14 protein-coding genes and 2 pseudogenes are annotated in these 14846 nt (G+C 50.4%); 8 read left to right on the top strand and 8 right to left on the bottom strand.

All coding sequences use genetic code 11. The annotated features are described in order from the left end of the window. From tssD to dapA, 4 genes and pseudogenes are all read right to left on the bottom strand, one after another. On the bottom strand, positions 1-308 hold a 308-nt coding region (gene tssD, locus DZ54_RS0108590; protein WP_025673769.1), incomplete at its 3' end, for a type VI secretion system tube protein TssD. Positions 309-560: 252 nt separating this feature from the next. Then, a pseudogene (gene purC / locus DZ54_RS20285) lies at positions 561-1273 on the bottom strand (phosphoribosylaminoimidazolesuccinocarboxamide synthase). A gap of 59 nt (positions 1274-1332) precedes the next feature. Continuing rightward, positions 1333-2364 (bottom strand): outer membrane protein assembly factor BamC, encoded by a 1032-nt coding sequence (gene bamC / locus DZ54_RS0108600; RefSeq protein WP_025673770.1) that lies wholly within the window; start codon positions 2362-2364, stop codon positions 1333-1335. 15 nt (positions 2365-2379) lie between these two features. Next, a pseudogene (gene dapA / locus DZ54_RS20290) lies at positions 2380-3257 on the bottom strand (4-hydroxy-tetrahydrodipicolinate synthase). A gap of 266 nt (positions 3258-3523) precedes the next feature. Between dapA and bcp the strand changes: the two are divergent. Then, positions 3524-3994, top strand: coding sequence for a thioredoxin-dependent thiol peroxidase (bcp, locus tag DZ54_RS0108610; protein WP_025673771.1), 471 nt, complete (start codon positions 3524-3526; stop codon positions 3992-3994). Between the two features lie 77 nt (positions 3995-4071). Here the strand turns inward: bcp and DZ54_RS0108615 are convergent, their stop codons facing one another. The 3 genes from DZ54_RS0108615 to DZ54_RS0108625 form a co-directional block, all read right to left on the bottom strand. Continuing rightward, entirely contained in the window at positions 4072-5508 is a 1437-nt protein-coding gene (locus tag DZ54_RS0108615; protein ID WP_025673772.1) for an FAD-dependent oxidoreductase, read from the bottom strand. A 106-nt stretch (positions 5509-5614) separates the two neighbouring features. Then, positions 5615-6694: an AI-2E family transporter gene (locus DZ54_RS0108620; RefSeq protein WP_025673773.1), complete on the bottom strand. Its 1080-nt coding sequence runs from the start codon at positions 6692-6694 to the stop codon at positions 5615-5617. Between the two features lie 10 nt (positions 6695-6704). Beyond that, entirely contained in the window at positions 6705-6923 is a 219-nt protein-coding gene (locus DZ54_RS0108625; RefSeq protein ID WP_025673774.1) for a sulfurtransferase TusA family protein, read from the bottom strand. A gap of 164 nt (positions 6924-7087) precedes the next feature. On the opposite strand from DZ54_RS0108625, the gene bepA reads away from it, so the two are divergent. From bepA to DZ54_RS0108645, 4 genes are read left to right on the top strand one after another with little or no spacing between them, the layout of a single operon-like run. After that, complete coding sequence (bepA, locus tag DZ54_RS0108630) at positions 7088-8548, top strand: beta-barrel assembly-enhancing protease (RefSeq protein WP_025673775.1); 1461 nt, start codon at positions 7088-7090, stop codon at positions 8546-8548. Positions 8549-8576: 28 nt separating this feature from the next. Further along, positions 8577-8933 (top strand): arsenate reductase (glutaredoxin), encoded by a 357-nt coding sequence (arsC, locus tag DZ54_RS0108635; protein ID WP_025673776.1) that lies wholly within the window; start codon positions 8577-8579, stop codon positions 8931-8933. Further along, positions 8930-9520, top strand: coding sequence for an NAD(P)H:quinone oxidoreductase (gene wrbA, locus DZ54_RS0108640; RefSeq protein ID WP_025673777.1), 591 nt, complete (start codon positions 8930-8932; stop codon positions 9518-9520). The genes arsC and wrbA overlap by 4 nt, the downstream gene beginning before the upstream one ends. A 6-nt stretch (positions 9521-9526) precedes the next feature. Then, positions 9527-9964 (top strand): DUF2069 domain-containing protein, encoded by a 438-nt coding sequence (locus DZ54_RS0108645; RefSeq protein WP_025673778.1) that lies wholly within the window; start codon positions 9527-9529, stop codon positions 9962-9964. Between the two features lie 36 nt (positions 9965-10000). Here DZ54_RS0108645 and DZ54_RS0108650 read toward each other — a convergent pair whose 3' ends face one another. Beyond that, positions 10001-10486 (bottom strand): zinc ribbon-containing protein, encoded by a 486-nt coding sequence (locus tag DZ54_RS0108650; protein ID WP_025673779.1) that lies wholly within the window; start codon positions 10484-10486, stop codon positions 10001-10003. A 106-nt stretch (positions 10487-10592) separates the two neighbouring features. Here DZ54_RS0108650 and leuS point away from each other — a divergent pair, with 106 nt between their 5' ends. Genes leuS through holA form a run of 3 tightly spaced genes read left to right on the top strand, consistent with a single transcriptional unit; the run spans position 10593 to position 14829 of the window. Further along, the gene (leuS, locus tag DZ54_RS0108655; protein WP_025673780.1) at positions 10593-13169 is read left to right on the top strand and encodes a leucine--tRNA ligase; all 2577 of its coding nucleotides are present in this window, start codon (positions 10593-10595) and stop codon (positions 13167-13169) included. 14 nt (positions 13170-13183) lie between these two features. Then, a complete protein-coding gene (locus tag DZ54_RS0108660; protein ID WP_025673781.1) occupies positions 13184-13807 on the top strand; it encodes an LPS-assembly lipoprotein LptE in 624 nt (207 codons plus the stop codon). Then, a complete protein-coding gene (gene holA / locus DZ54_RS0108665) occupies positions 13807-14829 on the top strand; it encodes a DNA polymerase III subunit delta (protein WP_025673782.1) in 1023 nt (340 codons plus the stop codon). Before DZ54_RS0108660 ends, holA begins: the two co-directional genes overlap by 1 nt. Positions 14830-14846: the final 17 nt, after the last annotated feature.

Genomic DNA, 14846 nt, shown 5'->3' on the forward strand with positions numbered 1-14846 from the left:
ATCGAGGTGCGGTACCACTTTAGCTCGACGGTAGACATTTTCTCACCCGAAGACAGCGCGTTATAAAGCAGAGGAACGGCTTTGTTGAGCGCGACGGTGAATTTGAAAGGCTTGTGAACACGTTGACCTGATGGCTGACCGGACTGTGGGTCGGTCGGGACGGTGACATTGTGATTAAACTGTTGAACCAGCATTTCATCTTCGTGGCCTTCAACGAATGCATCACCGATTGAGTCAGCGGTGCAGGCACCAGCAGTAATCAAACCCTGAGTTTCACCTTCAATCGAGATATAACATGGCGTTGGCATAGTTGCTCCTATAAGTATTTAGTCATTAGGCATAACCCCCTTGGTTATGCGTCATCACTAACATGCCAATTTCATGCCAAGTTTTTATTTGTTTATTTTCAATAGTTTAAATATACACTGACCAATTTTTTGTCAGCACCAAGCAAGAAGTTGCCAAGCTGAGCAACTTCTTGCTCACATAAAAAATAGCGCCCTGTTATGGCGCTATTTTATTTATTTGCAACGCAAACGTTTGCTTTTAAAATCCAAAAATTATAAGGCTAAGCCGATACGCTGTGCCACTTCGATATACGCTTCTACTACACCACCGAGGCCTTGGCGGAAGCGGTCTTTATCCAGTTTTTCTCGCGTGTTGGCATCCCACAAACGACAGCCATCTGGCTAAATTCATCGCCAAGCACTATATTACCGTTCGCATCGACGCCAAACTCCAGCTTGTAGTCCACCAGCAATAAGTCACCTTCAGCAAACATTGCTTTAAGCACATCGTTAACCTGATACGTCAACGACTTCATGGTCGCGAGTTGTGCTTGGGTAGCGAACCCTAAAGATTCACACAGTGATTCATTGACCATAGGATCATGCAGCGCATCGTTTTTTAAAAACAACTCAAAGGTGGGCGGGGTGAGTGCTGTGCCCTCTTCTACGCCCAGTCGGCGGCAGAGTGAACCCGCGGCAATGTTTCTTACCACACACTCAACCGGGATCATATCGAGCTTTTTCACCACGCACTCGGTATCGGACAACAGTTGGTCCATTTGGGTGGGAATACCTGCCTGCTCAAGCTTTTGCATGATGAAGTGATTGAACTTGTTATTCACTTCGCCTTTTCGCGCAAGTTGCTCAACACGCTCACCATCAAACGCAGAGGTGTCATTGCGAAAGTGCAGAACAAAGCGGTTCTCATCATCCGTTGCATACACAGACTTAGCTTTCCCGCGATACAACTCAGCACGTTTTTCCATTACCTATTTTCTCCATTAGGCGCTAAAAATAAGGGACGCTGTTTGGCGTCCCTATAAAATTACTGCGATGTGGCCTGACTAAGCTGCGCAATGGCCGCTTTCAACGCCCGGCTGAGCGCTTCCAGTGTGGCTTTCTTGACAGGTTTTCCATCACTGTTGGTCACGTTAATTGACGTACGGTTACCTAAATCTCCTAGCAGCAAGGTATAGCTATTATCTGGTAGCGAAATAGGTTCTACCCCGAGCGCTTGCCAGCGCTCATCACTGGGAGCAACGTGACGTGTTTTCACAGTGCCTTGCGATTGGTTGCGACTTTCTACTGTAAACCCGAGCGGTTTAATCATCCCAGGAAGCTTCTCCCACACGACGTCATATGGGGCGCGCGCAATAATCACTGGCAAACCACTGCGGTCGGTGCCAAAACTCATCGGAATATCTGCCTGGCGTTGCTCTGCTAAACGACGGGCTTCAGCACGTAACGCGGCATCATGATTCACCGTAATCAGATTGGTCATTAAGGTGTTATAGCGCTCCCGTTCTGCTGGTGTCAGAGGCTCATCACTGGCCTTAGCGCGTGAATCAATCATATTGACACCCAGTGCAAACCGGTGCCCTTGCTCAAGACGTGACAGGCGGAAGCGTGCTTGATGAGCCGTATCTTCTTTTTCCCAAGCAATCCAGCCGGTGTCGATTTGATCCGCGGTGTGTGTCTCAACAGGAATAGTCTCATCGCTCGCGAGACGCTCGACGGTTTCCCACAATTGGCTAAGCTGTTTCTCATTAGCAACCGCAATGGTTACCCCACGGCTATCACGCTCGATACGCGCACCTGGGACTAAATCGAGGACTTGACGGGGCGGACGAATATCGACATTTTTGCCCACTTCTCCCTGAAAGTCTTGCTCAGGGATTTGATAATTAGTGGAAAAATAAGGCGCTTGATCCGGCAAGGTTTGCCACTGCGACAACGGGGTGGTTTGCAAGTAGCTAAAATCATCTTTGGCTTGACGGCGTTGCTCGGCGCCACCACTGCAGGCCACCAGCCCGGTGACCATGATGGCACAAAGGCCGAGCTTAAATACTGGTTTCATTGACACTCCAACGGCTTAAACAACACCTGCAACCTGCATGGCCTCTCGGACATCTGGGCGCAAATGCTCGCTTAATTCGGTTAATGGCAGACGAAGATGCCCATCCGCAATCAATCCCATTTCTCGGACTGCCCACTTCACAGGGATCGGATTAGCTTCATCAAAAAGGTGACGATGTAAAGGGATCAGCGTCTCGTTGATTGCATGCGCCTGCTTCGCATCACCGGCACGTGCCAATTGAATCATTTTGGCCATTTGCGCGGCGGCAACATTATTGGTGACCGAAATCACCCCGTGCCCACCGGCGAGAACAAATTCAAGCCTGTTAAATCATCACCACTGAATAAGAGGAAGTCATCACCACAAAGTTCCCGATGAATGGCGACTCGACTCACATCGGCCGTTGCATCTTTTAATCCGATGATATTGTCAAACTCCGCCAAGCGCGCCACCGTTTCAGGCTGAATATCTACCGCAGTACGACCCGGGACGTTATAAAGAATCTGGGGTAAGTCCGTCGCCTCGGCAATGGCTTTATAATGCTGGAATAAGCCTTCTTGAGTTGGCTTGTTGTAATAAGGGGTCACACTCAAACAAGCAGCAACGCCCGACCCGGCAAACATTTTACTGAAGGTAATCGCTTCATGGGTGGCATTTGCTCCCGTTCCTGCGATAACGGGGATCCGTCCATCAGCAAATTCTAAGGTCTTCAGCACCACTTTAATGTGCTCATCCACGGTTACTGTTGACGATTCACCCGTTGTGCCCACTGCGACAATCGCATCGGTGCCTGCTTGGATATGAAACTCGACCAGTTGTTCTAGGCTCACGTAATCCACTTCGCCATGTGCATCCATGGGTGTGACGAGCGCCACTATGCTTCCAGAAACCATGTTCGTCTCCCTTATTGGTGATGCTTGCAATGTTACTTTTGGCGCTGGGTAAACACAAGAATAACCCTGCGCTCAGGCGTGTCTTATTCGACATTTTTTACCGCCACATTCAAGTTTAAGATTTTATCATCGAATCAGCGTCTGGTTAGCGTCAATAAAAGGTAAAACGCTGTCAAGCCCGTGATCGTCATATCAAAAACTTGCGTAATCTCGAACACCCTCTATCATCGTGAATTCGGTTTACCGACAAAAAGGAAACGCAGCGCATGCAAACATTAACCGAAGGCGTTCAAGCGCCCGATTTTTCACTGCAAGATCAAAATGGCGATACCGTCACGCTTAGCCAGTTTCAAGGCGCAAAACGCGTCTTGGTCTATTTTTATCCCAAAGCCATGACACCAGGCTGCACCACTCAAGCCTGCTCTTTGCGTGACACCAAGACCGAACTCGACGCGCTGGATACCGTGGTATTAGGTATCAGCCAGATCCCGTCAAAAAAATTGACCCGCTTTGTCGAACGTGATGAACTCAATTTCACACTATTGAGCGACGAAGACCATGCCGTAGCCGATGCATTTGGCGTCTGGGGACTCAAGAAGTTCATGGGGAAAGAATATGACGGCATTCACCGCCTGAGCTTTTTGGTTGGTAAAGATGGAAAAATTGAACATGTGTTCAACAAATTTAAGACCAAAGATCATCACCAAGTGGTGTTGGATTTCCTGAACCAAGCCTAGGATGGCACCTTATCCTACTTGTTAAAAAAAGCGCACGATTGATCGTGCGCTTTTTTAGAATATGAGCATGGATTCACTCAGCTCACGGGCTTTGCCAATGCTTCCGGATAACCGCGCTGTACCGCAAATTCACACGCGACATTGATAATCTTATCGGTCGACGGACGCGTCATAACGTACTGAGACGTTGGCGAGATCCAGCCCGCATCTTCAAACTGAGTCAGCACTTTGTTTATCGCTGTTAACGCCGACGAGGCTTTGACGATTTCCATTCGCGCATAGCGTTCACCATCGAAAGACACATCCGAGGCCCGCAGCGATGAATCCTCGCCTGGAATTTGTTGTGCCCCGCACAAAGGTTTCCCCCCGACTTCTGCGTGTTTAAATTCAGGCAGCCATTGGGCAAAGTGGTCGATGGCGCGATCGGTTCGCTCGCAAACTTCCTCCCAATCCCAACCTTGATCGATATTTTTCACATAGCGTGCGTCGACATTCGGTTGCGCGGATTGCGCTGAGCTTTTTACCAGACCACGTTCAAAGAGGGTCACGTCTTGCGTCATGCCATGTAACTGAAAGAAGCCATCAGGGTAAGGCGTCAGTTGTGCCATGCCTTGTGGTGTACCACGTTGGCCGTGGACAATAATTTCTGGCCATTGATACTCGGTACGCGTCCAGTGGGCCACGTAAGCCGCCTTATACTCAACCAAACGCTGACGACCAAACCCCGCCATGTCGTCAATGGTTCCCGTGCGGAACCCGGCGGCATTGATTAGGTAGTCAACCTCGGTGGTGTGCGTCTGGCCAGCTTTATCTTGATAGGTCACTTGCCAACCTGACGCTGTCTGCTGGGTATCAACCACTTTGTGATTAAAGTTGAGCTGACAATGCGGTACGTCCACAAGCGTTAATTGCGCTTCCGCCGCAAGGCGAAACACACTCAGCCCGTATTCTTGCACCAATACCAACGGGTACTTCATCGCACTCAGATCCAGCGACTGCGCCACCGGCCACATCCACTGGTCAGCCGAGTCGGTAATACTGCGGTAGTCTTTTGCTTTCAGCGCTTCAAGGTCAGATTGCTGATACAAGCGGAAATAATCAGCGGGCTCGCCCATCACTTTGTTCGCGCTGTCTAGCTCAACCAATTGGGCGTAACGCTCGCGCAAGGTTTCTAATCGCGCAATCACACTGTCTAACGATCCTGGGTCTTGCTCTGGCACCGCCAACACGGTTGGGCGACGATTCACAGAGTGTGGATACATGCGTACGGTCGCAACGGACTGATCCAGTAAGGTTAAACACTGATCGAGCGAGATTTCTCGATACAAATTGCCGCCCGCATGAAGATGACAGATAGGAGGGCCACTCACCAGCCCGGTTCCCGCTTCAAACACCTGGGTATCAATGCCGCGCTCAGCCAGTCGCATTGCTGCTGTCGTGCCCGCGACGCCGCCACCGATCACTGCAACCCGGAACCCTTTTAAGTGCGTATGTTCTTGCCTATTTTGTACCATGCCAACCCTGTTTTTCGTTACTACTTCTATGGGCCAAACTGATCACGGTAAAGCCTACGCTCGTGCCGCTCAGCTCCTTTATTTAGGAGCTTGAAAACAAGATGGATCACTCCACGTCTTTTTTTGGATCATCATCGAGCTCAATTTCGGGCAGTGCTTGCCATACCGCTTTCACTAAGGTCGCCAATGGAATAGCAAAAAATACCCCCCAAAAGCCCCAGAGTCCACCGAAAACCAGTACGGCGATGATTAGTGCAACCGGGTGTAAATTGACCGCTTCCGAGAAGAGCACTGGCACAAGCACGTTACCGTCGAGGGTTTGAATCACGCCATAGGCGATCATCACATACCAAAAACCGGGTTCAAGTCCCCATTGAAACAGGGCCACAATCGCTATCGGTACCGTGACAACGGCTGCCCCGATATAGGGGACAAGCACAGAAAAGCCCGTAGCGACACTCAGCAATACCGCGTAGCGAAGATCCAGCAACATAAAGGTAAGATAGCTAGTAATACCAACAATGATAATCTCGGTCACTTTCCCGCGAATGTAGTTCGAAATCTGTTGGTTCATCTCATGGCCAACCCGAGACGCAAGCCGGCGGTTACGCGGCAGCAACCCTTTAAACATGGCCAGCATTTCGGTTTTATCTTTCAGCAAGAAGAAAACCAATAACGGGACCAAAATCAAGTAGACCGCCACCGCGACCAAGTTAACCAATGATGATAAAGAACCTTTGACTAGGGTTTCCCCCAGGCTCAACACCTTATTTTGTAAGGTATCAACAAAGGTGTTCACCATGTGTGGATTGATAAGGTCTGGATAGCGCTCAGGCAGGCTCAGCATGAGCGCCTGCATATTATTGAACATATTCGGCACATCGGCCACTAAGCTTATGCCTTGGTTCCAAATCGTCGGTACCAAGCCAAACAGTGCCATGAATGTCAGGCCAACAAACAAGGTGATCACCACCATGACGGATAACGTGCGAGGCAGCCCAATTCGATTGAGACGATTCACCGGCCAATCCAGTAGATACGCCATCACAATGGCCACTAATAAAGGCGCCAATAAATTGCCGAAAAAATAGAGGGTGACAAAACCGACCAAAAGAATCAGCACCAAGCTGACCGCGTGTGGGTCGGAAAAGCGTCGCCGATACCAGCGATGTAACAGTTTAAACATATCAGGCTCGTTATTGTTTTGTGACGTGTAAACGCGTGTCTAGCGTATCTAACCAAGCAATGGTAAATCCTTCACGAGTAAAGTACGTTGGAATGTCGTTTTTTGCGCCTTGATCGCCCAGTAAAATCACTAACTGCTCGCCGGCACGCAAAGACGCCGCCGCGCGCTTAGCTAATAGCAGTGCCATTGGGCAAACATACGCTCGTAAATCAAGTGTTTGACATTCCATTCTGTCTCACCGGTCGGTATTATCGTCCGTATTGTAATGGACATTAGATAGAACGCCAACGAAACCCAGACAGGTTTTATCGGTCTATCGTTGGGGACACCTGCGCATTTTAAAAGGTAATGACACTTATGCCGCCACGTGCATCTTGCTCTAGGAAAGGGAAAATGGCTCGCCATCTCGTCGCCTATGCGCTCGCGGGGGCACTCATCAGTACGCCTGTGTCAGCGAACATCGAGTCATATCAAAGTGATTTACCTAGCATTGGCACTGCTGCCGCGAGTACGCTGTCGGTGGCGAAAGAAACAGAGTTTGGTGATGCGTATATGCGGATGCTGCGAGCCAGCAAGCCGATTATCGATGATCCTTTACTCAGTGAATATGTTAACGCCCTCGGGCATCGACTCGTGGCGAACGCCAACGATGTCCGCACCCCTTTTCAATTTATTCTCATTGATAATCAAGCGATCAATGCGTTTGCCTTTTTTGGCGGCTATGTCGCCATGCATTCTGGGCTTTTCTTGCATGCGAAAACAGAAAGCGAACTGGCATCTGTCATGGCGCACGAAATTGCGCACGTCACGCAACGCCATCTCGCGCGCAGTATGGAAGCCCAAGCGCAAACCTCCCCCTTCACGGTGGCCGCTTTAGTCGGCTCTTTAATGCTCGCCATTGCTGCGCCTGAGGCTGGCATTGCCGCGGCCCATGCGGCAACAGCAGGGAGTATGCAAAGCCAAATAAACTTTACCCGTCGCAATGAAGAAGAGGCCGACCGAGTCGGGATTGAAACCCTCGCACGCGCGGATTTCGATGTTGAGGCCATGCCACGCTTTTTCTCACGATTAGCCGATGAGTACCGCTATGCCAGCCAAATGCCGGAGTATTTCAGCACTCACCCATTGCCGGCATCGCGGATCACCGACTCCCGAGCGCGCGCCCGTCAATACCCACAAAAACGGGTCCCTGTATCGCCAGATTATCAGCTGGCACGCGCGCGCATCGTCGCCCGATACAGTGGCATTGCAGATCACTCAGCCATGGACTGGTTTGAACGACGGCACAAAGAGGCCTCGCCGGCAGAAAAACACAGCCTTGATTACGGTATGGCGCTGTTAGATATAGACGCAAGGCGCTTTGAAAAGGCGCGGGAGAGACTGGCGCCCCTCATCAAAGCACAGCCCAATAATCGTTTTTATATTGACGCGATGACCGACTTAGATATTGGCACAAAGCAGTATGACAAAGCGTTATCTCGTCTAGACCAAGCCTTAAACCAGCAGCCCAGCAATCGCGTATTGTTGCTCAACCATGCTTACACGCTAGTAAAAGCCAAACGTGGCGGTGAAGCCATCAAGCCATTAGAGCGGTACACCCATCAATATGCCGATGACAGCAACGGGTGGTTTTTGTTACAACAAGCGTACGAAAGTACTGGCACACACCGTGACGGTGAATTAGCCGCACAAGGGGAACGCTACGCCTTGCGCGGCCAATGGAACAAAGCTATTCGTAACTACACCCAAGCGGCGCAATTGGCTGAGTTAGGTAGCTTGGCACAAGCGCGTTATGATGCGCGCCTCGACCAATTACGCCACCAGCAGGCACGCTTTAAAGCACTCAGTGATTGATAAACTCAACGAAAAAAGGAGAGATGTTGTGAGCCTTATTACGCTGTACCACAACCCTCGTTGCTCAAAAAGCCGAGAAACCCTCAAATTGCTTGAATCCGAGGGCGTCACGCCGACGATTGTCAAATATCTAGAGACACCGTTATCTGCCGACACGCTCCGTGTGTTGAAACAACAGCTGGGCGTGACGTCATTTCGCGACATGATGCGTACCAAAGAAGCCGATTATAAGGCAGCTAACTTGGGAGACGCCTCGGTGGAGGAGACGCAGTTGTTAGATGCGATGGTCAATAATCCCAAATTGATTGAACGCCCGATTGCCGTTAAAGGCGAAAAAGCAGTCATCGGCCGTCCCCCTGAAAACGTGTTGGTGCTCGTTCAATGACACAAGTTCTCGTGCTTTATTACAGCCGTTCAGGCAATACGCGTAAGCTTGCTCAACAAGTGGCACGCGGTATTGAAGCTCAGGGCGTCGAGGCAGTGTTACGGACCGTACCCGAGCTACCTGCTTATATCGATGGCAACATACCGGACGTCTCGCCAACCGATCCTTTTGTCACCCGCCAAGATTTAATAGACTGCCATGGCCTCGCGCTTGGTAGCCCGGTACGGTTTGGCAATATGGCCGCGCCATTGAAGCAATTTATCGATAGCACCAGTGGCGAATGGTTATCTGGTGCCTTAATTGATAAACCCGCCGCAGTATTTGGTGCCGGCTCTATGCTGCATGGTGGACAAGAAACCACCCTGCTCACCATGACTATCCCCTTACTGCACCATGGTATGATGCTAGTGGGTGTCCCGCACAGCGAACGCGCGCTTCATACCACAGAAGGCGGAGGCTCGCCTTACGGTGCATCCAGTGTTGCGGCGCCCCATCACCCTTTAATGGCAGACGAAAAGCAAATCGCCAAAACATTAGGCCAACGCCTGGCGCGTTTTGCCCACACCTTTCACCACCATCTAGGATAAAAGGATATGACCGTGACAGATCCTCGGCTCGCATTCATGCGTAAATTGTCTTTGCTGAGTAACCTTGGCCTCATTGCTTGGGTGGTCGCGTGGCACGCCTACTTATCGCCCCATCCTCACCTGAATGCATGGGCGGTGACCATCGGTTGGACAATCCCTTTGCTGCTCTCTTTGCCTGGGATCATCAAAGGCAAAGCCTTTACCCATGCGTGGGCCAATTTTATTTTGATGTTCTATTTCTTACACGCCCTTACCATTCTCTACGTCGATGAAGGCGAGCGATGGTTGGCCGCCGCAGAGCTTATCTTCGTCACCGCCGCCTTTGCTTGTAACATTGTCTTTGCCCGTTGGATGGGTCAATCACAAGGCCTGAAGCTCCCGCGTCTTTCTCAAGTAGAAAAAGAAGAACGTCAACGCTTTGAAGGGCACGACGACGCTTCTTAGGCATTTAAACATACAAGCCAAGTCCTTAAACTTGGCTTAAACCGGATAAGGGCGGCGGGAAAAGTAGCGATGGCCACATTGTGTGCAAGGGGCAATCACATCGACCCGGTTGTGCCGCGTTTGATGATGGCACTGCTCACATTGCAACACGCCCAGCCCCACGATTTCACCCGCCTCATAAACACCATGATGCTGAAGGTCGTCGAATACTTCACGCCACTCTAGCTGCGTACGATCGGTGATCTCTGCCAATTGCTCCCAAATCGAGTTAGCAATTAGATCATTGAACACCTGGCTATCAATCTCTTCGGTTTGAGATTTATCGTACTGCTCACCGAACGCTTTCACATCACGTTTAAAGTACGCCTCGATCAAGGCCCACTCATCTTTGGAGAGATCGGCTGCGGCTTTGAGGTATTGATCGGACAAACTCACCCAATGGGATAGAGCCTCGGGGCTGCTTTCTAACGCCTCTTTTACCCGCTCGATGATACGTTGTTGGGGTTCTTTGTCTTTATTCATGGTCCTGTCCTGATTCAAGTGTTGTTGCGGTCTCTGCCTTTCGTTATTCTATGCTGATATTTCTCTTTCTGGTTTTATCTTTCTCACAGAATCTCGGAAGCCATCGATGCAAGAACAATATAGCCCGCAAGATATTGAACAAAAAGTTCAAACCCATTGGGATGACAATAAAACCTTTGTGGTTCATGAAGACCCTAACAAAGAAAAATTCTACTGTCTTTCTATGTTTCCTTACCCCAGTGGCAGACTGCACATGGGGCATGTCCGCAACTACACCATCGGTGACGTTATTTCCCGTTATCAACGACTGCAAGGCAAAAATGTCATGCAGCCGATTGGTTGGGATGCCTTTGGTCTTCCAGCCGAGGGGGCCGCGATCAAAAACAAAACCGCGCCCGCGCCTTGGACTTACGAAAACATTGATTACATGAAAGGCCAGCTCAAAATGCTGGGCTTTGGCTACGACTGGAGCCGTGAAGTCGCCACCTGTCGCCCCGATTACTACCGTTGGGAGCAAGCATTCTTCACCACGCTATACAACAAAGGCCTGGTTTATAAAAAGACCTCGTCAGTTAACTGGTGTCCACACGACCAAACGGTACTCGCCAACGAACAAGTTCACGAAGGCTGCTGCTGGCGCTGCGACACCCCGGTCGAGCAAAAAGAAATTCCGCAGTGGTTTATCAAAATCACTGACTATGCCGATGAGCTGTTAGCCGATATCGATAAACTTGACGGCTGGCCGGACATGGTAAAAACCATGCAGCGCAACTGGATTGGTCGCTCAGAAGGTGTCGAACTCACCTTTGATGTCGAAGGCGAACACCCTTCACTCGACGTTTACACCACGCGTCCAGATACGTTGATGGGCGTGACTTACGTTGGCATTGCGGCCGGTCACCCACTCGCGGAGGCCGCGGCTAAAAACAACCCAGCCTTGGCCGAATTCGTTCAAGAATGCCGGAATACCAAAGTCGCTGAAGCTGAGCTGGCGACGATGGAGAAAAAAGGCATGGCGACCGGTTTGTATGCCACGCATCCATTAAACGGTCGCCGTGTGCCGATTTTTGTCGCCAACTTCGTGTTGATGGGCTACGGCACTGGCGCGGTGATGGCAGTCCCTGCCCATGACCAACGTGACTTCGAGTTTGCCAGCAAGTACGCGCTAGATATTGAGCCGGTTATCCTTGACGAAAACGGCAATGCGCCCGATTTGTCAGAGCAAGCATATACCGAAAAAGGCAAGCTGTTTAACTCGGGGGAGTTTGACGGGTTAGATTTTAACGCGGCCTTCGATGCGATTGCGAGCAAGCTTGAGTCGTTAGAACAAGGCAAGAAAACGGTTAACTTCCGCTTGCGCGATTGGGGCGTCTCTCGTCAGCGCTATTGGGGTGCGCCGATCCCGATGCTGAACACCGAAGACGGTGAGGTGGTTCCTGTTCCTCAGGAAGAACTGCCTGTTATCTTGCCAGAAGATGTGGTGATGGATGGTGTACAAAGCCCCATCAAAGCCGACAAGCAATGGGCTCAAACCCAATACCAAGGTAAGCCGGCCCTGCGTGAAACCGATACCTTCGATACCTTTATGGAATCGTCGTGGTACTACGCACGTTATTGCTCTCCGCAAGCAGATCAAATGCTGGATCCAAGCGCTGCCAACTACTGGCTACCGGTCGATCAATATATCGGTGGCATCGAGCACGCTTGTATGCACCTGTTGTATTCACGCTTTTTCCATAAGCTGTTGCGCGATGAAAATATGGTCGACAGCGACGAACCGTTTAAGCAGTTGCTATGCCAAGGCATGGTTCTCGCCGATGCGTTTTATTACACCGACGAAAAAGGGGTACGCGTATGGGTATCACCGACTGATGTCACCGTTGAACGAGACAGCAAAGGCTTCATTATCAATGCAGTCGACAGCGAAGGGAACGCGGTTTCCCACGCCGGCATGACCAAGATGTCAAAGTCGAAGAATAATGGTATTGATCCCCAGTTAATGGTGGAAAAATACGGTGCCGATACCATGCGTCTGTTTATGATGTTTGCCGCCCCCGCAGACATGACGTTGGAATGGCAAGAGTCAGGCGTGGAAGGGTCACACCGTTTCTTGCGCCGTGTGTGGAAACTGGTCTATGAGCATCACCAGAAAGGCGATGTGGCTGCGCTGGCGGTGAATACGCTCAATAATGATCAAAAGGCGTTGCGCCGTGATGTGCACAAAACGATCGCCAAAGTCAGTGATGATATGGGCCGTCGTCAAACCTTTAACACGGCCATTGCCGCGATCATGGAGCTCATGAACCGCTTGGTTAAAGCGCCACAGGACAATGAACAAGACCGTGCAGTATTAGACGAAGCGCTCAAAGCCGTCGTATTGATGCTGTATCCAATCACTCCGCATATCAGCTTCACGCTTTGGCAGGCCCTGGGCGAAACCGATATCGACAGTGCCGATTGGCCGCAAGCCGATAAAGCGGCCTTGGTCGAGGAGGAAAAGCTGATCATTGTGCAAGTGAACGGTAAGTTACGTGCCAAGATCACCGTGGCCGCCGACGCTGAGAAAGAAGCTGTTGAAGCACAAGCCATGTCAGACGAAAACGTAGTCAAATTTACCGACGGTAAAACGGTTCGCAAAGTGATTTATATACCAGGGAAACTGGTTAATATTGTTGCTAACTAACAAGGAGCGATGGAGTGAATCTGTTTAACACTGTGCTTCGCTCCCTGCTCGTCGCGATGGTCTCATTGACCATCGCGTCTTGCGGGTTTGCCTTGCGTGGCAGCTATAACCTGCCCGATGAGGTAGACAAAGTATCATTAACGAGTTTTGACCCTTATGGGGAGCTAACTCGCCAAATGCGCAACGCCTTGCGTCAACATAACGTTCAGATGGTGTCACCATCCGACGACATCGCGAATATCCAGTTGCTCAGCGAAAGTAATAGCGCACAAACCTTGTCGCTATATCAAAATAGCCGGGTAGCAGAAAAAGAATTTCGCTATGTCGCGCGATATCGTGTCACCGTGCCAGGAAAAGGCAGCTATACCTATAATACGACCTTGAGCCGTAACTTTCTTGATAACCCACTGACCGCGTTGGCCAAATCCGTCGAGCAAAATAAGTTAGAGGCAGAAATGCGTACCGAGGCGACCCGCCAAATTATGCGTCAGCTCTCTCAACTAAAAGGAGACATCGCAGACTTTGAACGTCAGCAAGCGGAGCAAGCGGCATTAGAACAACTCGAGCAAGGGAAGACGCCTGCTGAGCCCAATGTAATCATCGAAACGCGTCAAACTGAGACAGCGCCAACGCAATGATGAGAACCTATCCGGAACAATTGGCGCAGCAGCTTAATCAGCCACTGCGTCAAACTTACTTGGTATTTGGCTCTGACCCTTTGCTAAAACTCGAGTCTCGCGATGCCATTTGCCACGCTGCGCGCACTCAAAGCTTTGAAGAGCATCATAAGTTTATTATTGATGGCCAATTAGATTGGCAAGAGGTTTTTGACTGCTGCCAAGCACTCAGCTTGTTTTCTTCCCGGCAAATCATTGAGTTGACCTGCCCTGAAAATGGTTTGAGTAGCGCCCAAGCCAAGCAACTCACCGAGCTAGCAAATTATCTGCATCCTGATATTCTTCTACTCGTTCAAGGCGAACGGCTGAATAAAAAGCAAGAAAATGCCAAATGGTTTACCACATTGGCGAAGCAAGCTTTGTATGTGGTCTGCCAAACCCCAGATGCGCGTCACCTGCCCCGTTTTATTGAACAGCGCTGCCGCAATCTCGGGCTGAAACCTGATCAACCCGCGCTGCAGTTGCTTGCGCAATGGCATGAAGGCAACTTACTCGCGCTGGTGCAAAGCTTACAAATCCTCCACTTGCTTTATCCCGATGGTGCTCTTACCTTGCCTCGCATTGAAAGTGCGTTGTCACGGCATCATCACTTCACCCCTTTCCAATTGACCGATGCGCTACTGGCCGGTAAGGCTAATCGCGCACAGCGTATTATCGAACAACTGCATGCCGAAGGCGAAGAGCCAACATTGTTACTGCGTTTGATCCAAAAAGAGCTTAAACAACTCTATACAATGCAAGAACAAGGGCAACAAGGGCGGCCAATCAACATAATTTTCGATCAGCTACGTGTTTGGCAAGCTCGGAGGCCAATGATCACTGCTGCCCTCAACCGCCTAAATAAGGCACGTCTCGCTTCACTGCTGCGCCAGCTCGCTGAGTTAGAGGTACAGCTAAAAACCGATTTTGGTCGTGACCCTTGGCCCAATCTGCACTATTTTTGTGCACTTATGTGCCAACCCGCCGAACCTCTGACGCCCTAACGTGTCCAAAGGGCTGC

Source organism: Salinivibrio socompensis S35 (assembly GCF_000513715.1).
GTDB lineage: Bacteria > Pseudomonadota > Gammaproteobacteria > Enterobacterales > Vibrionaceae > Salinivibrio > Salinivibrio socompensis.